Annotated in this window: 22 protein-coding genes and 2 pseudogenes; 7 read left to right on the top strand and 17 right to left on the bottom strand. The window is 62.7% G+C overall.

Translation table 11 applies throughout. The features are described 5' to 3' along the window. The first annotated feature begins 262 nt into the window (after window positions 1–262). Entirely contained in the window at window positions 263–1,027 is a 765-nt protein-coding gene (locus GUY40_RS09290) for an SDR family oxidoreductase (RefSeq protein ID WP_166568658.1), read from the top strand. 203 nt (window positions 1,028–1,230) lie between these two features. Here GUY40_RS09290 and GUY40_RS09285 read toward each other — a convergent pair whose 3' ends face one another. The 8 genes and pseudogenes from GUY40_RS09285 to GUY40_RS09250 form a co-directional block, all read right to left on the bottom strand. Further along, window positions 1,231–2,346 (bottom strand): AGE family epimerase/isomerase, encoded by a 1,116-nt coding sequence (locus GUY40_RS09285; RefSeq protein WP_166568657.1) that lies wholly within the window; start codon window positions 2,344–2,346, stop codon window positions 1,231–1,233. Between the two features lie 86 nt (window positions 2,347–2,432). Then, window positions 2,433–3,005: a HupE/UreJ family protein gene (locus GUY40_RS09280; protein ID WP_166568656.1), complete on the bottom strand. Its 573-nt coding sequence runs from the start codon at window positions 3,003–3,005 to the stop codon at window positions 2,433–2,435. A gap of 29 nt (window positions 3,006–3,034) precedes the next feature. Continuing rightward, window positions 3,035–3,649 (bottom strand): urease accessory protein UreG, encoded by a 615-nt coding sequence (gene ureG / locus GUY40_RS09275; RefSeq protein WP_166568655.1) that lies wholly within the window; start codon window positions 3,647–3,649, stop codon window positions 3,035–3,037. 10 nt (window positions 3,650–3,659) lie between these two features. Then, window positions 3,660–4,334, bottom strand: coding sequence for an urease accessory protein UreF (locus GUY40_RS09270; protein ID WP_166568654.1), 675 nt, complete (start codon window positions 4,332–4,334; stop codon window positions 3,660–3,662). Beyond that, window positions 4,331–4,831: an urease accessory protein UreE gene (gene ureE, locus GUY40_RS09265; RefSeq protein ID WP_166568653.1), complete on the bottom strand. Its 501-nt coding sequence runs from the start codon at window positions 4,829–4,831 to the stop codon at window positions 4,331–4,333. Before ureE ends, GUY40_RS09270 begins: the two co-directional genes overlap by 4 nt. A gap of 167 nt (window positions 4,832–4,998) precedes the next feature. Next, window positions 4,999–5,622, bottom strand: coding sequence for a TetR family transcriptional regulator (locus tag GUY40_RS09260; RefSeq protein ID WP_166568652.1), 624 nt, complete (start codon window positions 5,620–5,622; stop codon window positions 4,999–5,001). A gap of 138 nt (window positions 5,623–5,760) precedes the next feature. Continuing rightward, window positions 5,761–6,078, bottom strand: a pseudogene (locus GUY40_RS09255) (hypothetical protein); the annotation flags it as partial. Window positions 6,079–6,172: 94 nt separating this feature from the next. Continuing rightward, window positions 6,173–6,355 (bottom strand): hypothetical protein, encoded by a 183-nt coding sequence (locus tag GUY40_RS09250; protein ID WP_166568650.1) that lies wholly within the window; start codon window positions 6,353–6,355, stop codon window positions 6,173–6,175. A gap of 97 nt (window positions 6,356–6,452) precedes the next feature. On the opposite strand from GUY40_RS09250, the pseudogene GUY40_RS09245 reads away from it, so the two are divergent. After that, window positions 6,453–6,749: pseudogene (locus GUY40_RS09245) on the top strand (AsmA family protein); the annotation flags it as partial. Window positions 6,750–6,800: 51 nt separating this feature from the next. Here GUY40_RS09245 and osmE read toward each other — a convergent pair. After that, window positions 6,801–7,136, bottom strand: coding sequence for an osmotically-inducible lipoprotein OsmE (osmE, locus tag GUY40_RS09240; RefSeq protein WP_166568649.1), 336 nt, complete (start codon window positions 7,134–7,136; stop codon window positions 6,801–6,803). A 112-nt stretch (window positions 7,137–7,248) separates the two neighbouring features. On the opposite strand from osmE, the gene GUY40_RS09235 reads away from it, so the two are divergent. The 3 genes from GUY40_RS09235 (at window position 7,249) to GUY40_RS09225 (ending at window position 9,512) form a co-directional block, all read left to right on the top strand. Further along, on the top strand, window positions 7,249–8,136 hold the full coding sequence (locus GUY40_RS09235; protein ID WP_166568648.1) for a triacylglycerol lipase: 888 nt from the start codon (window positions 7,249–7,251) through the stop codon (window positions 8,134–8,136). Window positions 8,137–8,213: 77 nt separating this feature from the next. Then, window positions 8,214–8,384: a PsiF family protein gene (locus GUY40_RS09230; RefSeq protein WP_166568647.1), complete on the top strand. Its 171-nt coding sequence runs from the start codon at window positions 8,214–8,216 to the stop codon at window positions 8,382–8,384. Window positions 8,385–8,501: 117 nt separating this feature from the next. After that, complete coding sequence (locus GUY40_RS09225) at window positions 8,502–9,512, top strand: AI-2E family transporter (RefSeq protein ID WP_166568646.1); 1,011 nt, start codon at window positions 8,502–8,504, stop codon at window positions 9,510–9,512. Window positions 9,513–9,654: 142 nt separating this feature from the next. Here GUY40_RS09225 and GUY40_RS09220 read toward each other — a convergent pair whose 3' ends face one another. Next, window positions 9,655–10,920 (bottom strand): Hsp70 family protein, encoded by a 1,266-nt coding sequence (locus GUY40_RS09220; RefSeq protein ID WP_166568645.1) that lies wholly within the window; start codon window positions 10,918–10,920, stop codon window positions 9,655–9,657. Between the two features lie 150 nt (window positions 10,921–11,070). Between GUY40_RS09220 and cbpA the strand changes: the two genes are divergently transcribed. Then, entirely contained in the window at window positions 11,071–12,033 is a 963-nt protein-coding gene (gene cbpA, locus GUY40_RS09215; protein WP_166568644.1) for a curved DNA-binding protein, read from the top strand. Between the two features lie 2 nt (window positions 12,034–12,035). Next, complete coding sequence (locus tag GUY40_RS09210) at window positions 12,036–12,338, top strand: chaperone modulator CbpM (RefSeq protein ID WP_166568643.1); 303 nt, start codon at window positions 12,036–12,038, stop codon at window positions 12,336–12,338. Window positions 12,339–12,484: 146 nt separating this feature from the next. Here the strand turns inward: GUY40_RS09210 and ureC are convergent, their stop codons facing one another. The 7 genes from ureC to urtE all read right to left on the bottom strand — a co-directional run bounded on the left by ureC (window position 12,485) and on the right by urtE (window position 17,754). Next, window positions 12,485–14,185, bottom strand: a complete 1,701-nt coding sequence (ureC, locus tag GUY40_RS09205) for an urease subunit alpha (protein WP_166568642.1) — start codon at window positions 14,183–14,185, stop codon at window positions 12,485–12,487. A gap of 275 nt (window positions 14,186–14,460) precedes the next feature. Then, entirely contained in the window at window positions 14,461–14,766 is a 306-nt protein-coding gene (locus GUY40_RS09200) for an urease subunit beta (RefSeq protein WP_166568641.1), read from the bottom strand. After that, the gene (locus GUY40_RS09195; RefSeq protein ID WP_166568640.1) at window positions 14,763–15,299 is read right to left on the bottom strand and encodes a GNAT family N-acetyltransferase; all 537 of its coding nucleotides are present in this window, start codon (window positions 15,297–15,299) and stop codon (window positions 14,763–14,765) included. The genes GUY40_RS09200 and GUY40_RS09195 overlap by 4 nt, the downstream gene beginning before the upstream one ends. Before the next feature lie 6 nt (window positions 15,300–15,305). After that, window positions 15,306–15,839, bottom strand: coding sequence for a GNAT family N-acetyltransferase (locus GUY40_RS09190; RefSeq protein ID WP_166568639.1), 534 nt, complete (start codon window positions 15,837–15,839; stop codon window positions 15,306–15,308). Window positions 15,840–15,848: 9 nt separating this feature from the next. Continuing rightward, complete coding sequence (gene ureA, locus GUY40_RS09185) at window positions 15,849–16,151, bottom strand: urease subunit gamma (RefSeq protein ID WP_166568638.1); 303 nt, start codon at window positions 16,149–16,151, stop codon at window positions 15,849–15,851. A 29-nt stretch (window positions 16,152–16,180) separates the two neighbouring features. Next, the gene (locus tag GUY40_RS09180; protein ID WP_166568637.1) at window positions 16,181–17,020 is read right to left on the bottom strand and encodes an urease accessory protein UreD; all 840 of its coding nucleotides are present in this window, start codon (window positions 17,018–17,020) and stop codon (window positions 16,181–16,183) included. Window positions 17,021–17,055: 35 nt separating this feature from the next. Further along, window positions 17,056–17,754 (bottom strand): urea ABC transporter ATP-binding subunit UrtE, encoded by a 699-nt coding sequence (gene urtE / locus GUY40_RS09175; RefSeq protein ID WP_166568636.1) that lies wholly within the window; start codon window positions 17,752–17,754, stop codon window positions 17,056–17,058. Window positions 17,755–17,764: the final 10 nt, after the last annotated feature.

Genomic DNA, 17,764 nt, shown 5'->3' with positions numbered 1-17,764 from the left:
TGGCAGCGGCAAAGTCAAGGACAATACTCAGATTCAGGCGCTTGATCCCTTGTGGACAAAGGCCTGTGGGCAATTTGAGTTGCCCCCGGTTTTTGTGGAACCGCTTGTGGATAAGATGAGCACAACCCGCGCCGGACCAGCCAGGGCAAGGCTTTGCGGTGGCTGTACATTTTTCGTACAGTTGCACTGACGACTTGCTGACGCGGCGGGGGCCGGGCATGCTTCAGGGCTTGCCGCCTGCCGCCACTTTTAGGAGAACACGATGACTTCCACTGTATTCATCACCGGGGCCACCTCAGGGTTTGGCGAAGCCTGCGCGCGCCGTTTTGCCAAAGCCGGCTGGTCGCTGGTGCTGACGGGTCGCCGCGAAGAGCGCCTCAATGCCCTGTGCGCGGAATTGTCCAGGCAGACCAAGGTGCTCGGCCTGGTGCTCGACGTGCGTGATCGCAAGGCGATGGAAGCGGCCATCGAAGGCCTGCCGCCGGAATTCGACAAACTGCGCGGGCTGATCAACAACGCCGGCCTGGCCCTGGGCGCGGACCCTGCACCCAAGTGCGACCTGGATGACTGGGACATCATGGTCGACACCAACGTCAAAGGCCTGATGTACAGCACCCGCCTGCTGCTCTCGCGCCTGATCGCCCACGGCAAGGGGGCCAGCATCGTCAACCTGGGTTCTGTGGCGGGTAATTACTCCTACCCTGGCAGCCACGTGTATGGCGGCACCAAGGCCTTCGTCGGGCAGTTTTCGCAGAATTTGCGCTGCGACCTGCAGGGGACGGGCGTGCGAGTCACTAACATCGAACCCGGCCTGTGTGAAAGCGAGTTCTCGCTGGTGCGCTTCGGCGGCGACAAAGCCCGCTACGACGCCACCTACGCGGGCGCTGACCCGATCCAGCCGCAGGACATTGCCGAGACCATCTTCTGGGTCATGAACCAGCCGGCTCACATCAACATCAACAACATTGAGCTGATGCCAGTGAGCCAGACCCTGGCCGGGTTTGCGATTGAGCGCAGCAAGGGTTGATACCTATTCGCAGGCAAGCCTCATGTAGGAGCGGACCTGGCCGCGATGGGCCGCGCAGCGGCCCCTTTGGCCAGTGACATCTGCGACTCAGCTTGCGAGTGCAGGTGGTTTCAGAATCGCCGGGGCCGCTTCGCAGCCCATCGCGGCCAGGTCCGCTCCTACAGGGACGTCTGTGACTGTACTAGGGCTTGCCCGCGAAGCTTTTAAAGGTCGCCCAATGCATCCTGCAGGCCGATATAGCAAGTTGCCAGGTGGTACGGCGTAGTCGATGGCATGTCATGCCGGCTGACCGCGCCACTGGCATCGCGGCATTCGTACCAGCCACCGGCATGCAGGAAATTCGCCTGCAGCGCCTCTAACTGCTCGAGCACGGTGGTTTCGCTGTTCGGGCGAAGGGTCAGCGCGCGGATGTATTCGGCCTTGGCCCAGATGCGCTGGGTGGCGTCACGGGCCTGGCCCTGAGCGTCCAGCATCGCCAGCACCGCGCCGTCGCGTACCCCATGGAGTTCGGCATAACCGAATGCGCGTTCCAGCGAGCGGTGCAGCGGGCTGCCATTGAGCAACGGCGACGATGCCAGCAGATAAAACCATTCGAACTGATGCCCTGGTTCAAACCAGTTATCCACAGCCCCGCGCGGTTTCTCCAGCATCACCCCATGGGTGGGCTCGATAAAGCCTGCCTGCATGGCGTTGGTCAGCGCCAGCAGCGCCTGTTTGACTGGCTCGTCTTCGCGCACTTGCAGCGTTGCCAGAAAGGCTTCGGCCAGGTGCATCAACGGGTTTTGCAACGGGCCGCTGCCCAGGGGCGACCAATCTTCATCCAGGCTCGCTTCATACAGGCCATCGCCTGTGGAAAACCGTTCGGCCACCACGCTCAGTGCGGCGTTGAGCGTCGATTCCACCAAGGGTTCGCGCACCTTGGCCCAGTAATGAGCGCAGGCAAAGACGATAAAGGCGTGGGTGTAGAGGTCCTTGCGCCGATCCAGCGGCTGGCCGCTGGGGTCGATGCTGTAGAACCAGCCACCGTGTTCGGCGTCGTGGAAGTGCCGTTGCAGCGAGCGGAACAGCGCGGCGGCGCGCTCGGCGGCGCCGGGTTCGTCGATTCGGCTGGAAAACAGGAACAGTTGCCGGGCGCAGGCCATGGCCCGATAGCGCTGCGGTGGCAGCGGCTGGTGCTGTGCATCCAGGGCCTCGAACGGCAGGGCAAGGTCTGCATTCCATCCCGGCCCTTGCCAGAGCGGCACGATCGTCTGCGCAAAGTGCTGTTGCACAGTGGCGAAGGTGGCGGACAGGGTGGCGCGCAAGGAAAGGTCGGGCATTGGCTGATGTCGTCACGGAGTTTGGGCGACATGGTAGCAGGAGGATGGGAGCGCTCCCACAATTGTGGGAGCCCTTGGTTACAGCGTCAGCCAGCCAACAACCACGCACCGGTCAGCGCCGAGGCCGCGCCGGCGAGGCGCACCAGCAGCGCGGCGGCCTGCGGCAGCACGCGGACCACGAAGAATCCGGCGGCGTGCAGCGCAGCGGTGGCGGCGACAAAACCGAAGGCATACGCCCACGGGCTGGTCATCTCGGGAATTTCCAGGCCATGGGCCACGCCGTGGAACAGCGCGAACAGCGCCGTCGCCAGTACCGCCAGGCTTACCGGTGGGCGAACCGCCAGCGCTACCGCCAGCCCCAGCGCCAGCACCGAGGCGGCGATGCCGCTTTCCATCGCCGGCAGTTCCAGCCCGCTAAAACCCAGCAAACCCCCCATCAGCATGGTGCCGACAAAGGTGCACGGCAGCGCCCAGCGGGCCGCGCTTTGTTGCTGTGCCGCCCACAGGCCGACCGCCACCATCGCCAGCAAGTGATCAAGCCCGCCAATCGGGTGGCTGATGCCGGCCACCAGGCCGTTGTCGCCATGGCCGGGGTGGGCGAGTGCCAGGCCAGGGGCGAGCAGCAGGGGTAACAGGCACAGCAGTTTTTTCAGCGACATCGGTCAGCTTCCTTGTAGTGAAGAGGTGATCAGGCTGCGGTCAACAGGCCTTGGCGTTCGATAAAGGCAATGATCTCTTCCAGCCCTTGGCCGGTTTTCTGGTTGCTGAACACGAAGGGCTTCTCGCCGCGCATGCGGCGGGTGTCGCCATCCATCATTTCCAGCGAGGCGCCCACCAGCGGCGCAAGGTCGATCTTGTTGATCACCAACAGGTCGGACTTGCAGATCCCCGGGCCGCCTTTGCGCGGCAGCTTGTCGCCGGCCGACACGTCGATCACGTAAATGGTCAGGTCCGACAGTTCCGGGCTGAAGGTAGCCGAGAGGTTGTCGCCGCCGGATTCGACCAGAATCAGGTCCAGGCCGGGAAAGCGCCGGTTGAGCTGGTCGACCGCTTCCAGGTTGATTGAAGCGTCTTCGCGGATGGCGGTGTGCGGGCAGCCGCCGGTTTCCACGCCAATGATCCGCTCCGGCGCCAGGGCCTGGTTGCGCACCAGAAAGTCGGCATCTTCGCGGGTGTAGATATCGTTGGTGACCACAGCCAGGTTGTAGCGCTCGCGCAGGGCCAGGCACAGGGCCAGGGTCAGGGCTGTCTTGCCGGAGCCGACCGGGCCGCCGATACCGACGCGCAGGGGTTGGGTATTCATCAGGGTTCTCCTAGGAACGGAACAGGCGGCTGTATTGGCGCTCATGGGCCATGCTCGCCAGCGACAGGCCGAAGGCGGCGCTGCCAAGGTGTTGGGGGTTGAGGTCGGTGGCGATCTGCCGGGCCTGTTGCAGCAACGGCAGCAGTTCGCTGGTCAGACGCTGAGCGGCTTGCTGGCCCAGCGGCAGGGTTTTCATCAACACGGCCAGCTGGTTCTCCAGCCAGCTCCAGAGCCAGGCGGCCAGGGCGTCCTGTGGGCTGATCTGCCAGGCACGCGCCGCCAGCGCCCAACCGAGGGCCAAGTGCGGTTCGTGGATGTCGGCGAGAAAGCGTCGGGCAGCCGTGTCCAGCTCCGGTAAGCCTTCGAGCAGCTGTTTGAGGGAATAGCCCATCTGCCGGCTTTCCAGGTGCAGTTCGCGGGTCTCGCGGCTGGCCCGGTGCTCGTCGCAACGCTGGAGCAACTCGCCCCAGTCTTCGGCCTCGGCGGCCACGCAATGAGCCAGTAACAGCGGTGCTTCGAAGCGCGCCAGATTGAGCAACAGCTGGTCGGCGATCCAGCGACGGGCGCTGGCCGGGTCGACCACGGTGGCCATTTCCACGGCCATCTCCAAACCCTGGGAATAGCTGTAGCCACCAATCGGCAGCTGCGGGCTGGCCAGGCGCAGCAGAGCCCAGGCCGGGCTCATGTGCGCACGCCGAACTGGTGCAGGCGCGGCGCGTAATTGAAATCTTCGTCACCGTGACGGGAGTGGTGATGGCCACCACCGTAGGCGCCGTGCTCGGGCTGGAACGGCGCCTCGAGGGTCTCGGTGTGAGCGCCGAGCTGCTCGAGCATGGCCTTGAGCACGTAATCATCGAGCAGGCGCAGCCAACCGTCACCCACTTGCAAGGCGACGTGGCGATTACCCAAGTGATAGGCGGCGCGGGTCAGTTCGAAGGCGCTGGCGCAGGTTACGTGCAGGAGTTTTTCCGGGCGGGCGCAAACGCGGACCACCCGGCCGTCTTCGGCTTGCAGGAATTCGCCGTCATGCAGCGGCGACTGGCCGCGCTCCAAAAACAACCCGACGTCCTCCCCCTCGGCACTAAAACAGCGCAAGCGGCTCTTGCTGCGGGCTTCGAAGGTCAGGTGCAATTCGGCCGACCAGTCAGGTTTGGGCGCGATCCGAGTGTGAATAACCAGCATGGCTAGGGCTTCCAGCTAAGTAAGAGCGATAGCCTATGCAGAGCAAGTGCCTTGCCAATCGGGGTATCTGAAGGAAATGCCCTACAAATGCGTGTGATAGCTGAAAGCGGGGGCGTGTTTTTGTCTTGAATCGGTGCGACGAACGGCGTTTTGCACCAAAAAAGGACCTAATTGATGCCTTGCCAATGGCGGGCGCCGACAAAGATAAAGCGCAATTGCTGAGTGATCTTGGCCTGGGGCATCAGGTGCGGGGGCAGGGGCGCAGCAGGGGGGTCGATCAGCTCGGGCAGGGTGGCGAACACGGTTTTCACCACCAGGTCGGCCATGACCGCCAGTGCCGCCGCATTCAGGTGTTGCCACTTGGCCATCAAACCAAGGTCCGCCGCCAGGTCCGAAGCGATGCCTTCGCGCAACACTGTGATCGCCTGGCGTACCGGCAACGAGCCGCCATACTGCTCGCGCGCCAGAAACAGGAACTGGCTGCGGTTAGCAGCGACGACATCGAGAAAGATCCGTACCGAGGCATCGGTGATGCCGCCGAGCACCACTTCGTTATGCCGGACCAGGCGAATGGTTTCGCGAAAGGTTTCGCCCACTTCGTTCACCAATGCCAGACCCAGTTCGTCCATATCGGTGAAGTGCCGGTAAAAACCGGTGGGGACGATGCCGGCAGCCTTGGCCACCTCGCGCAAACTCAGACTGCCAAAGCCTCGGCCACTGTCCATCAATTGACGGGCAGCGTGGAGCAATGCGTGGCGGGTCTGTTGTTTTTGTTCAGCGCGGGGGAGCATGGGGGCAGGCTTCAATTGGATCAGCTGTGCACTCTAGCAAATCGACTTTGACGGCGTCGAACCGCAAAACGCAGGGCTTCTTGAAAACCAAAGCCCGGTTGCAGGAACCGGGCTTTTTCCAAGGACCGCAAGGCCTTAGCTCAGACGCTGGTTTTGTTCGTGCAGACGGTCGGCACCGCCTTCGGCAATGGTCTTGCTGCGTTCGATCAGACGATCCGATCCGCCTTCAGCGACATCGTTGCGCTGCAAGGTACGGTCGGAACCGCCTTCAGCAATGGTGTTGCTGCGCTCGATCAGGCGATCAGAGCCGCCTTCAGCGAGGCTACCGATCGGTTGGCTGATCACGGTGGTGCTGGATTTGGCTTCGGCAGAAATGCCTTGGTCAGCGGCCGGAACAGCGAAGGCGTTGGCGGCCAGGACAGAAAGGGTAAGGCTGAGCAGCAATTGGCGTTTCATGAGAGGGCGCTCCTTGGAGGGCTGAAATGTGTCTACGGAGCCAATGCTACTCTCGAGAATTAGATATAAAAGTTCATAAAGGTAATGGTAACAATCAACGGAATTGATATTTGCCGCAGCCCTTGTGGCCCGCGGCTTTCACGGCATCGTCAAGCGTCTGTTGGGTTGGGGCGGGCGCGTCGGCCGGATAAATATTCGATTCCGGGGCAAGGCTTTCTAAACCTGTTCGGCTATGGGAAGCCCTAAGCAAATACCAGCGCCGCAGCAAAGCTGTCATCCGGAGAACCGTGCAATGACGCGCACTTCAAAAATACTGGCCTGGGTCCTTTCCAGTCTGCTGTCGATCCTGCTCATCGTGGGTGTCGTCATCACCCACCGCTAACTTCGCCACTGAAAAACTCGACCTGAAGATCATCCCGGAGTCCAAGGGCATTCGCCTGCTGTCGCTGCGCTCGCCGTTGTACGTGCGCGGCACCTTCAAGAAGCCCAACGCCGGCGTCCAGGCGGTACCGTTGATGCTGCGCGGTGCGGGCATGGTGACCCTGGGTGTGGCGGCGGGGCCAGCCGCGGGTTTGCTGGCTTTGATCGCGCCCAGTGGCGGCGAGCCGAATCAATGCACACCGTTGCTGCAGCAAATGAAGGCGGGCAAGGCGCCGAAATCGGCGGGGTAAGCGGTTGGCGTGTTCCATGAACTTTGTGGCGGCCCCCGCGTCTGGAAAGTTTTATCCGCTCGCCTTCTGGTTGGCCTGGTGCTGCTCACAGGTCATGAAGCCCTTGCCGTCCACGTGACCGGTGCCGTCAAAGGTGATGTAGTAGGGCTGCTGATGACCGTCGCGGTTGAGGATGTAGTTATTGCAGGTGCCGCCGTTGGGCAGATCCTTGAAGGTCGAAGGGGTGCCGCCAATGGCGATCACGCGTTGCATGGTCATGCCGTTTTCAACCTCCTTGACCAGCGGTTCGTTGCGAAAGGTGACCATGTCCACCGGGTTTTCAGGTGTGGTACTGCAACCACTCAGTGATGCCACGACGCACAGCGCTGCCAAAGTAGATTTGTACATGGTGTCGCTCCCTCGAATAGGCCGGCTGGCCTGATATCACTTTGAACCTCAGCGACGCGCAGGAGTTCGATGCTAGTGTTCACTCATGGATTCGGCTCAGGGATAGGTGCCCATGTCGCAAGCGCTGGCTACGCGTTATCCGTTGGTCTTGGTACCCGGCATGCTCGGGTTTGTGCGGCTGGTGCTTTACCCCTATTGGTTCGGTATTCCCTCGGCGCTGCGCCGGGGTGGGGCGACGGTGTTCGCGGTGCAGGTGTCGCCGCTCAACTCCAGCGAAGTCCGGGGCGAACAGCTGCTGGCGATCATCGAGCGCATTCGCCGGGAAACCGGGGCCGACAAGGTCAACCTGATCGGCCATAGCCAAGGGGCGCTATCGGCCCGCTATGCGGCTGCCAGGCGTCCGGAGTGGGTCGCTTCGGTGACGTCGGTGGCCGGTCCCCATCGCGGTTCGGAACTGGCCGATTTCCATACCCGTCTGTACCCGGCGGGCAGTCCTCAAGGCCGCCTGTTGGCATTCGGCCTGCGCTTGCTGGCGATGGTGATGTGGTTGCTTGAGACGGGACAGCGGGGCCCGTTGCTGCCGATCGATGTGAAGGCGGCGTACCAGTCGCTGACCCTTGACGGCGCGGCGCTGTTCAATCGTCAGTACCCACAAGGGGTGCCGACCACCTGGGGTGGGCCGGGCGCGGCCGAGGTCGCCGGGGTGCGCTATTACTCCTGGTCCGGTGTTGTCCAGGACCCGCGCACTCACCAGGGGCTCAATCGGTTCGATGGCAGCCACTACTTCTGCCGGCTGTATGCCCGCAGCTTTACCCGGGAAAAGGAATGCGACGGTATGGTCGGGCGCATCAGCTCGCACTTGGGTGAGGTGATCGGCGATGACTTCCCGCTGGATCACTTCGATATCGTCAATCAGTCCCTGGGCGCAATCGGCAAAGGCGCGGAACCTGTGCGGCTGTTCACCGAGCATGCGGCGCGCCTGAAGGCGGCCGGCTTGTAAGGGTTGGAGTGTAAAAAGTCTGTCTACACTGTTTTTCGAGGCTGCGGGTTCGCCGTGGCGCCGCAGGAGAGTGCTTCATGAACATACTGCATGTGCCCTTGCTGGTGCTGTCTTTGATGATGGCCGACCCGTTGTTCGCGGCCACGGCGCAACAGCAAAAGGTCCAAACCTGCCACGCCGACGCTACCGTCCAGGCCCTTGACGGCGACAAACACACCTTCATGAGTGACTGCCTGCAGAAAAAGTAGCGGCGCCGCCGGTCGCGCGGGCGTGGCGCTGGCGGCAGGATCGCAACCCCCACTGGTCGTGCCCCTGGAACGCTGGCAGACTGCCGGTCCCTTCATGCCGTTCGTTTCTGAGGCTGTATGCCCACGTTCACCGCGCGCCAAGTCGTTATAGCCAGTTGGATCATCGTGTTTACCGCATTGCTGCTGGTGTTGCCGCTCAAGCTGTTGCCGAGCCTGCTGGCCGGGTTGCTGGTGTTCGAACTGGTGAACATGCTGACGCCCAAGCTGCAGCACTTGATCGCCGGGCGCCGGGCGCGCTGGGTGGCGGTAGCATTGCTGGGCACGCTGGTGGTGAGCAGCCTGTCCCTGTTGTTCGCCGGGGCCATCAGCTTCCTGTTGCATGAAGCGGAAAACCCCGGTGCCTCGCTGGACAAGTTCATGCTGCTGGTCGATCAGGCGCGGACCCAGCTGCCACCCTTTATCGACGCTTATCTGCCCGCCAGCGCGGCGGAGTTTCGGGTCGCCATCGGCGAGTGGCTGAAAACCCACCTGGGCGAGTTGCAACTGGTGGGCAAGGGCGCGGTGCACATGTTCGTGACCATGCTGATCGGCATGATCCTGGGCGCGATCATCGCCTTGCATCGCGTCCCCGACCCGACCTTGCGCAAGCCGCTGGCGGCTGCATTGTTCGAACGGTTGATGCTGCTGGTGCAGGCGTTTCGCAACATCGTCTTCGCACAGATCAAGATTTCCCTGCTCAACACCTTCTTTACCGGGATCTTCCTGGCGGTGGTGCTGCCGATGTTCGGCATCAAGCTGCCGTTGACCAAAACCCTGATCATGCTGACCTTCCTGCTGGGGCTGTTGCCGGTGATCGGCAACCTGATATCCAACACGCTGATCACTATCGTTGGCCTGTCGTTGTCGATCTGGGTGGCGATGGCGGCGTTGGGGTACCTGATCGTTATCCACAAGGTGGAATACTTTCTGAATGCGCGGATTGTCGGCGGGCAGATCAGCGCCAGTGCGTGGGAGCTGTTGCTGGCGATGTTGATATTTGAAGCGGCGTTTGGCTTGCCTGGGGTGGTTGCGGGGCCGATCTACTATGCGTATCTGAAAAGCGAGCTGCGCCAGGCGGGAATGGTCTGATACAACGGCCCAAACACTTGTAGGAGCGGACCTGGCCGCGATGGGGCGCGCAGCGGCCCCAGGGGTCTGCTTCGCAGCCCATCGCGGCCAGGTCCGCTCCTACACCCGCCGCATGCAATCAGTGGAGGGCCGGCTGTGGGGTTCAGCCGTAACGCTTGCGCGCTTCGATCGCCAAACCGCTGCCGATGCTGCCGAAGATGTTGCCTTCCACGTGCCGTGCATTCGGCAGCATGGCCGCGACGCTGTTGCGCAGCGCCGGAATGCCGCTGGAACCACCGGTGAAGAACACCGTGTCCACTTGGTCAACACCCACGCCAGCCTGGTTCAGCAGGTTGCCGACACTGGCGCGCACGCGTTCGAGCAGGTTATCGATGGCGTCTTCGAACAGCGCACGGGTCAGGTTCACGCTCAGGCCTGGCTCGATACGGTCCAGTGCCACCAGCCGGCTTTCGGTTTCGGTCAGCTGGATCTTGGTCTCTTCCACTTCCATGGCCAGCCAGTGCCCGGCGCGCTGATCGATCAGCTTGAACAGGCGGTCGATACCGTCGGTGTCCTGGATGTCGTAGCGCATGCTGCCCAGGGCCAGCCTGGACTTTTGCGAGTACACCGAGTTGATGGTGTGCCAGGTCGCCAGGTTCATGTGATGGCTGGTGGGCATCAGCGCCTGGCTTTTCATCCGGCTGCCATAACCGAACAGTGGCATCACGCCCTGCAGGGACAGTTGCTTGTCGAAGTCAGTCCCGCCGATGTGCACGCCGCCGGTGGCGAGGATGTCGTCGTGGCGGTTATCGACCATGCGGCGCTCTGGCGACAGGCGCACCAGCGAGAAGTCGGAGGTACCACCGCCGATGTCGACAATCAGCACCAGCTCTTCGCGCTCGATGGTCGACTCGTAGTCAAATGCCGCAGCGATAGGTTCGTACTGGAAGGACACTTCCTTAAAGCCGATCTTCTTGGCGACTTCTTCCAGCGTATCCTGAGCCTCCTGGTCGGCCGCCGCATCATCGTCGACGAAAAACACCGGGCGGCCCAGCACCACTTCGTCGAAGTCGCGGCCGGCGTTCTGTTCGGCGCGCTTTTTCAGCTCGCCGATAAACATGCCCAGCAGGTCCTTGAACGGCAGGGCAGTGCCCAGCACGCTGGTGTCATGCTTGATCAACTTGGAGCCGAGCAGGCTCTTGAGCGAGCGCATCAGGCGCCCCTCGTAGCCTTCCAGGTATTCGTGCAGGGCCAGGCGGCCGTACGCCGGGCGGCGCTCCTCGATGTTGAAGAAAACCACCGAGGGCAGGGTGATCTTGCCGTCTTCCAGTGCGATCAGCGATTCCATGCCCGGACGGTGCCAGCCGACAGTGGAGTTGGAGGTGCCGAAATCGATACCGCAGGCATGGGCAGGGGCAGCGCTAGTCATGTCTTGAGCTTTCCGGAAAAAAACGGCCGCGCAGTGTATGCCAGTCGCGAACAGAATCGAAGGGCCAGTGATCCATCGGATACCTTGAAAGGCTATGCTTGACCCCAATCTTCAGATTTTTGCCGATTTAATCAGGATGGTGATCCTTAGATGGACTTCAAAGACTACTACAAGATACTGGGCGTAGAGCCGACGGCGGACGACAAGGCGATCAAGACCGCCTACCGCAAGCTCGCGCGCAAGTATCACCCCGACGTGAGCAAGGAGCACAACGCCGAAAACAAATTCAAGGAAGCCAGTGAGGCTTATGAAGCCCTGAGCAGTCCGGAAAAACGCGCCGAATACGACGAATTGCGCAAGTACGGCCAGCACGGCCGGCCGTTCCAGGGCCCGCCGGGTTGGGAAAGCCGTGGCGGTGGCTTTGGCCAGGAAAGCGCCGGCGATTTCTCTGACTTTTTCAGCTCCATTTTCGGCCAGGCCGGGCGTGGCAACAGCGGCGGCAACCCGTTCGGGCGCGGCCATCAACGCAGCGCCGGGCGGCGAGGGCAAGACGTGGAAATGGAATTGGCGGTATTTCTGGAAGAAACCCTGGCCCAGGAATCGAAAAAAATCAGCTTCCAGGTGCCGCAATACAATGCCGCCGGTCATCGCATCGGCGATACCACCAAGACCCTCAACGTCAAGATCCCGGCTGGGGTCAGCGATGGCGAGCGCATCCGCCTCAAGGGCCAGGGTGCGCCGGGCGTGGGCGGTGGGGCCAGCGGCGACTTGTACCTGATTATCCGCCTGGCACCGCATCCGCTGTTCGATGTCGAAGGTCATAACCTGATCATCACTGTGCCGCTGGCGCCGTGGGAAGCTGCACTGGGGACAAAGGTGGAGGTGCCGACCCTGACCGGCCGGATCCACCTGACCATCCGTGCCGACAGCCAGAGCGGCCAGCGCCTGCGGGTCAAGGGCAAGGGGTTGCTGGACAAACAGGGCCATCGCGGCGATCTGTTCGCACAATTGAAAGTGGTGATGCCGGCTCATTCCGACGAAGCCACCAAAGAGCTGTGGAAAACCTTGTCGGAGCAGGCGGCGTTCAATCCCCGATCTCTATGGAGTAGCTGACGATGAACAGTACCCTGATGGTTCAACTGGACATGAATAGCTTCTGTCAGGCGGTGGACCTCCCCCGCGCCTACGTGATCGAAATCGTCGAACACGGCATTCTTGAACCTCAGGGGCGAACGCCCGATGAGTGGCTGTTCGATGACTTCGCGCCGGTGGTCGCCAAACGCGCGAAAAAGCTGCACGACGACCTGGAACTGGAATGGGAAGGCGTGGCCCTGGCGATGGAGCTGCTGGAGGAGGTCCAGCAGCTGCGTCGGGAGAACGATCAGCTCAAGCGGCGCCTGAGCCGGTTTGTGCTTTAAGGACGACCCCCATTTCCGAGTCATGCCTTGAATAATGTGGGAGCGGATTTATCCGCGAATAGCCTCACCGTGTTTTGCCTGACACACTGCGGTGGAGCTGTTCGCGGATAAATCCGCTCCCACAATGAGTGACCTCTGCAGTTGGGTTAGAACAGGAAATAGCGCTGCGCCATTGGCAATTCGTCGGCCGGCTCGCACCAGAGCAGCTGGCCGTCGGCCTTGACCTGGTAGGTTTGCGGGTCGACGTCGATGTCCGGCAGGTAGCCGTTATGAATCAGGTCGGTCTTGCGCACCGTCCTGCAGCCTTTCACCACCCCTATCTTTTTCTTCAGCCCCAGGCTTTCCGGCACGCCGGCGTCCCGTGCTGCCTGGCTGATAAAGGTCAGGCTGGTGGCGTGGCGCGAGCCGGCATAGCTTGCGAACATCGGTCGGTAGTGAACCGGTTGCGGCGTCGGGATCGAGGCGTTGGCGTCGCCCATCAGGCTGGCAGCAATGGCCCCGCCCTTGAGGATCAGCGTCGGTTTCACACCAAAGAAGGCCGGGCGCCAGAGCACCAGGTCGGCCCATTTGCCCACTTCGATCGAACCCACTTCATGGCTGATGCCGTGGGTGATCGCCGGGTTGATGGTGTATTTGGCGATGTAGCGCTTGGCGCGGAAGTTATCGTTGCCGGGGCCGTCCTCGGGCAGGGGGCCGCGCTGCTTTTTCATCTTGTCGGCGGTCTGCCAGGTGCGGGTGATCACCTCGCCGACCCGGCCCATGGCCTGGCTGTCGGAGCTGATCATCGAAAACGCACCGAGGTCGTGGAGGATGTCTTCGGCGGCGATGGTTTCGCGGCGGATGCGGCTTTCCGCGAAGGCCACGTCTTCGGCGATGCTCGGGTCCAGGTGGTGGCAGACCATGAGCATGTCCAGATGTTCGTCGATGGTGTTGCGGGTAAACGGCCGGGTCGGGTTGGTGGAACTGGGCAGCACGTTCGGGAAGCCGCAGGCCTTGATGATGTCGGGCGCGTGGCCACCGCCGGCACCTTCGGTGTGGTAGGTGTGAATGGTGCGGCCCTTGAAGGCGTCCAGGGTGGCTTCGACGAAGCCGGACTCGTTGAGGGTGTCGGTGTGGATCGCCACCTGCACATCGTACTGGTCGGCCACGCTCAGACAGTTGTCGATCGACGCGGGGGTGGTACCCCAGTCTTCGTGCAGCTTCAGGCCAATGGCACCGGCCTTGACCTGCTCGATCAACGGCTCCGGCAGGCTGGCGTTGCCCTTGCCGGTAAAACCGATGTTCATCGCAAAGGCGTCGGCAGCCTGGAGCATGCGCGCCATGTGCCACGGGCCCGAAGTGCAGGTGGTGGCGTTGGTGCCGGTGGCAGGCCCGGTGCCGCCGCCGATCATGGTGGTGACGCCGCTCATCAGGGCTTCTTCGATCTGCTGCGGGCAAATGAAGTGGATGTGCGTGTCGATACCGCCGGCGGTGAGGATCATGCCTTCACCGGCAATCACTTCGGTGCTGGCACCGATGGCGATGGTCACGTCGGGCTGGATGTCCGGGTTGCCGGCCTTGCCGATGGCGGCGATGCGGCCGTCCTTGAGACCGACGTCGGCCTTGACGATGCCCCAGTGATCGATGATCAGGGCATTGGTGATCAGTGTATCGACCACTTCAGCGGCCAGCAGCTGGCTCTGGCCCATGCCGTCGCGGATGACCTTGCCGCCACCGAATTTCACTTCTTCGCCGTAGGTGGTGAAGTCCTGTTCGACCTCGATCCACAGCTCGGTGTCGGCCAGGCGCACGCGGTCGCCGACGGTGGGGCCGAACATGTCGGCGTAGGCTTGTCTGGAGATTTTCATTTCAATTCCTTGCTGGTTGCGACCGCTGTGCGGTCGATCGCGGGCAAGCCCTAATGCCTGTCAGTTAAGGAACAACGCAACCCTTGTAGGAGCGGACCTGGCCGCGATGGGCTGCGCAGCAGCCCCCAAGGCCGGTGATATCTACGACAAGCCCTGCGAATGCGGGCGGTTTCGGAATCGCCGGGGCCGCTTCGCAGCCCATCGCGGCCGGGTCCGCTCCTACATTAGGTGTTGCAGCGTTCTATTCCTTAACTGACTGGCATTAGGGCTAGGTCTTACAGGTCACCCATGACCCGCCCGGCAAACCCGAATACCCGCCGCAAGCCCGCCAGTTCCACCAGCTCGACCTCGCGGCTCTGCCCCGGTTCGAAGCGCACCGCCGTGCCGGCCGGAATATTCAGGCGCATGCCACGGCTGGCGGCGCGGTCGAAGGTCAGGGCGTCGTTGGTTTCGAAGAAGTGATAGTGCGAGCCGACCTGGATCGGTCGGTCGCCGCTGTTGGCCACGGTCAGGCTGAGGGTACGGCGGCCGACGTTGAGTTCGATCTCGCCGGGCTGGATCTGGTATTGGCCAGGGATCATGCAATCGGTCCTTGCAGAGTCTTGTAGTAGAGCGCGGTAGGGCGATATTGACCGTCGGGGCTGCAGGCATAGTCGGGGATCTGCCCGGCCTTGGTGTAGCCCATCGCACGGTAGAAGGCTTCGGCCGGCGATCCGGCTTCGGTGTCCAGGTACAGCAGGCCGCGCTGGTGCTGGCGGGCGTCGATTTCCATGGCGGTCATCAGTTGCTGGCCCAGGCCGCGGCGCCGGCATTCGGTATGCACCAGCAACTTTTGCACCTCGGCGCGGTTCAGGCCGTTGGCTTTCTGGCACAGCGACAATTGCACGCTGGCCAGCACCTGTTCGTCCCTGACCACCGCCCAGAGCAGCAGGCCGCCGCTGGCGATGCTGGCTTTGACTTCATCGAAGTAGCTGTTGGCCTGTTGCGCGTTCAAGTCGGCCATGAAGCCCACCGAGGCCCCCTGTCGAACGGCATCAATCAGCAGTTCGACCAGGCCCTGGCGGTAGTGGGAAAAACTCTCGACGGTGACGCGACGCAACTGGGCAGCATTCATGAAGGCTTACTCCGAAGGGTTCGCAGGCGGTTGAGCACCCGGGTTGAGGATCAACTGCATAAAGGTCAGGTCCAGCCAGCGGCCGAATTTGACGCCCACCTGGGGCATCTGGCCGGTGACGGTGAAGCCCAGGCGCTCGTGCAGGCGCACGGAGCCTGTGTTGCCGCTTTCGATGGCGGCCACCATCACGTGTTTATTGCAGGCCCGGGCGCGCTCGATCAGGGTGTTCATGAGCAGCGGGCCGAGGCCTTGGCCGCGTTGGTCGGCGCGGATATACACCGAATGTTCGACGCTGTGACGGAAGCCTTCAAACGGCCGCCAGTCACCGAACGAAGCGTAGCCGAGGACGGCGTTGTCGGCGTCGACGGCCACCAGGATCGGGTAACCCTGGGCCTGGCGTGCAGTGAACCAGGCCTGGCGGTTGTCCAGGTCCACGGGTTGTTCATTCCAGATCGCCGTGGTGTTGAGTACGGCGTCGTTGTAGATGTCGCGGATGCCAGGCAGATCGGCCTGGGCCGCATCGCGTACGGTAGGGGGCATGATCAAGGCTCAGGCGATGGGTTGGTGGACGGTGACCAGCTTGGTCCCGTCGGGAAAGGTGGCTTCGACCTGGATCTCGGGGATCATCTCCGGGATGCCTTCCATCACCTGCTCACGGCTGAGCAGGGTGGTGCCGTAGTGCATCAACTGGGCGACGGTCTGGCCGTCGCGGGCGCCTTCGAGCAGGGCGGCGCAAATGTACGCCATCGCTTCCGGGTAGTTGAGCTTCACGCCACGGGCCAGGCGCCGTTCCGCCACCAGGCCGGCAGTGAAGATCAACAGTTTGTCTTTTTCGCGTGGAGTCAGGTCCATGTCGGGTCCGTTTCGGTCTTTCGTTGAATTCAGGTGTGCCAGATGCGCGGGGCAACGGCTTCACGGCCAAGCAATGCCGGGCGCAGCAGGCGCCACAGGCTGATCAGCCAGTCGCGCGCGTGCAGGGCTTCACTGGCCAGGCAGCGCGCCACCAGCAAGCCGGGCAGCTGGGTCAGGTCGCCGCGTACCGGGGTGGTCAGCGCGCGGCACTGCTCCAGCAGGGTCGCATCAATAACGCCTGTCACCAACAGGGTTGCGAACACCGGTTGGCCGCCAAGCCCGATGGGCGAGTCGAGCAGGCCGTCGTCACCTTCCACGCGCTGGCGCTCGTGCCAGATCAACTGGCCGTCGCGGCGGATGTCCAGTTGCGACTGGAAGTGCCCGCGCTCGAAGCGTTCGCCACTGGCCGGACGCCCGAGGGCCACCACATCCCAGTAGAACAGCCTGGCGTCGCCACTGAGGTCGATCCGAGTGGTGAGCTCGGCCTGGGCCGCGCTGAAGACGATGGTCTCCTGGGGCAGCCATTCCAGTGTGGCGCCGGCGGCAACCTTGAGGCTCAGGTTCTGATAGGCGGGCCCGGCAGCGCGATACCACTTGGCGGCGCCGGGGCTGGTCAATTGCGCCCAGGCGTCGGCTTCGATGCGGGCGCTGATGTCCAGCCGGTCGCCACCGGCAATGCCGCCAGGCGGGTGGACGATGATGTGCTGGCACACCTGCGGGCCTTCGGCGTACAGGTGCTTTTGTACGCGCAAGGGCCCCAGGTGGCGGCGGCAGGTCGGGCGGGTTGCGTCACCGAAGCGGGCGTAGGCCAGCTCCAGCTCGGCATGCCAGCTCGGGGTGTAGACAGTGTCAAAGGCAGGCAAATTCATCTTCGTTATCGTTCTTCTGGGCAGCGCCTGGCAGGTTAGATGGTAACCAGCCCGCGCACACCTTCGGCTTCCATATTTTCGCCACGGCCTTGCTGGACGATCTCGCCACGCGACATCACCAGGTACTGATCGGCCAGCTCCGCGGCAAAGTCGTAGAACTGCTCGACCAGCAGGATCGCCATGTCACCGCGCGCGGCGAGCTTCTTGATCACCGCGCCGATTTCCTTGATCACCGACGGCTGAATGCCTTCGGTGGGTTCGTCGAGAATCAACAGGCGCGGACGGCTCGCCAGCGCTCTGCCAATGGCAAGCTGTTGCTGTTGGCCTCCGGAAAGATCGCCGCCGCGTCGGTGTTTCATTTGCTGCAGGACCGGGAACAGCTCGTAGATAAACGCCGGCACTTCCCTGGCTTCGGAGCCGGGGAAGCGCGACAGGCCCATCAGCAGGTTTTCTTCCACCGTCAGGCGAGCGAAGATTTCGCGACCCTGAGGCACATAGGCGATGCCGGCATGCACCCGCTGGTGCGGCTTGAAGCCGGTGATCGGCTTGCCTTCCCAGTTCACGCTGCCTTCCTTGGCCGGCAGCAGGCCCATCAGGCATTTGAGCAGGGTGGTCTTGCCCACGCCGTTGCGTCCGAGCAGGCAGGTGACTTCCCCGACCTTCACCTGGAAAGACAGGCCGCGCAGGATGTGGCTTCCGCCGTAGTACTGGTGAAGCGTGTCGACTTGCAGCATGTACGGATCC

This window comes from Pseudomonas sp. R5(2019), assembly GCF_009905435.1.
In the GTDB taxonomy this organism is placed as follows: Bacteria; Pseudomonadota; Gammaproteobacteria; order Pseudomonadales; family Pseudomonadaceae; genus Aquipseudomonas.
This window is presented reverse-complemented; position numbering and strand designations above follow the sequence as displayed.

What these genes read in the sequence shown, in the direction of transcription:
- GUY40_RS09230 (WP_166568647.1), top strand. Translation starts at nt 8,214, where the DNA reads ATGAACATACTGCATGTGCCCTTGCTGGTGCTGTCTTTGATGATGGCC.
- GUY40_RS09220 (WP_166568645.1), bottom strand. Translation starts at nt 10,920, where the DNA reads ATGACTAGCGCTGCCCCTGCCCATGCCTGCGGTATCGATTTCGGCACC.
- GUY40_RS09195 (WP_166568640.1), bottom strand. Translation starts at nt 15,299, where the DNA reads ATGAATGCTGCCCAGTTGCGTCGCGTCACCGTCGAGAGTTTTTCCCAC.
- GUY40_RS09180 (WP_166568637.1), bottom strand. Translation starts at nt 17,020, where the DNA reads ATGAATTTGCCTGCCTTTGACACTGTCTACACCCCGAGCTGGCATGCC.
- ureE (WP_166568653.1), bottom strand. Translation starts at nt 4,831, where the DNA reads ATGCTGGTTATTCACACTCGGATCGCGCCCAAACCTGACTGGTCGGCC.
- cbpA (WP_166568644.1), top strand. Translation starts at nt 11,071, where the DNA reads ATGGACTTCAAAGACTACTACAAGATACTGGGCGTAGAGCCGACGGCG.
- GUY40_RS09225 (WP_166568646.1), top strand. Translation starts at nt 8,502, where the DNA reads ATGCCCACGTTCACCGCGCGCCAAGTCGTTATAGCCAGTTGGATCATC.
- GUY40_RS09200 (WP_166568641.1), bottom strand. Translation starts at nt 14,766, where the DNA reads ATGATCCCTGGCCAATACCAGATCCAGCCCGGCGAGATCGAACTCAAC.
- GUY40_RS09285 (WP_166568657.1), bottom strand. Translation starts at nt 2,346, where the DNA reads ATGCCCGACCTTTCCTTGCGCGCCACCCTGTCCGCCACCTTCGCCACT.
- GUY40_RS09270 (WP_166568654.1), bottom strand. Translation starts at nt 4,334, where the DNA reads ATGAGCCCGGCCTGGGCTCTGCTGCGCCTGGCCAGCCCGCAGCTGCCG.
- ureA (WP_166568638.1), bottom strand. Translation starts at nt 16,151, where the DNA reads ATGGACCTGACTCCACGCGAAAAAGACAAACTGTTGATCTTCACTGCC.
- GUY40_RS09190 (WP_166568639.1), bottom strand. Translation starts at nt 15,839, where the DNA reads ATGCCCCCTACCGTACGCGATGCGGCCCAGGCCGATCTGCCTGGCATC.
- GUY40_RS09250 (WP_166568650.1), bottom strand. Translation starts at nt 6,355, where the DNA reads ATGACAGCTTTGCTGCGGCGCTGGTATTTGCTTAGGGCTTCCCATAGC.
- ureC (WP_166568642.1), bottom strand. Translation starts at nt 14,185, where the DNA reads ATGAAAATCTCCAGACAAGCCTACGCCGACATGTTCGGCCCCACCGTC.
- urtE (WP_166568636.1), bottom strand. Translation starts at nt 17,754, where the DNA reads ATGCTGCAAGTCGACACGCTTCACCAGTACTACGGCGGAAGCCACATC.
- osmE (WP_166568649.1), bottom strand. Translation starts at nt 7,136, where the DNA reads ATGTACAAATCTACTTTGGCAGCGCTGTGCGTCGTGGCATCACTGAGT.
- GUY40_RS09290 (WP_166568658.1), top strand. Translation starts at nt 263, where the DNA reads ATGACTTCCACTGTATTCATCACCGGGGCCACCTCAGGGTTTGGCGAA.
- GUY40_RS09235 (WP_166568648.1), top strand. Translation starts at nt 7,249, where the DNA reads ATGTCGCAAGCGCTGGCTACGCGTTATCCGTTGGTCTTGGTACCCGGC.
- ureG (WP_166568655.1), bottom strand. Translation starts at nt 3,649, where the DNA reads ATGAATACCCAACCCCTGCGCGTCGGTATCGGCGGCCCGGTCGGCTCC.
- GUY40_RS09260 (WP_166568652.1), bottom strand. Translation starts at nt 5,622, where the DNA reads ATGCTCCCCCGCGCTGAACAAAAACAACAGACCCGCCACGCATTGCTC.
- GUY40_RS09280 (WP_166568656.1), bottom strand. Translation starts at nt 3,005, where the DNA reads ATGTCGCTGAAAAAACTGCTGTGCCTGTTACCCCTGCTGCTCGCCCCT.
- GUY40_RS09210 (WP_166568643.1), top strand. Translation starts at nt 12,036, where the DNA reads ATGAACAGTACCCTGATGGTTCAACTGGACATGAATAGCTTCTGTCAG.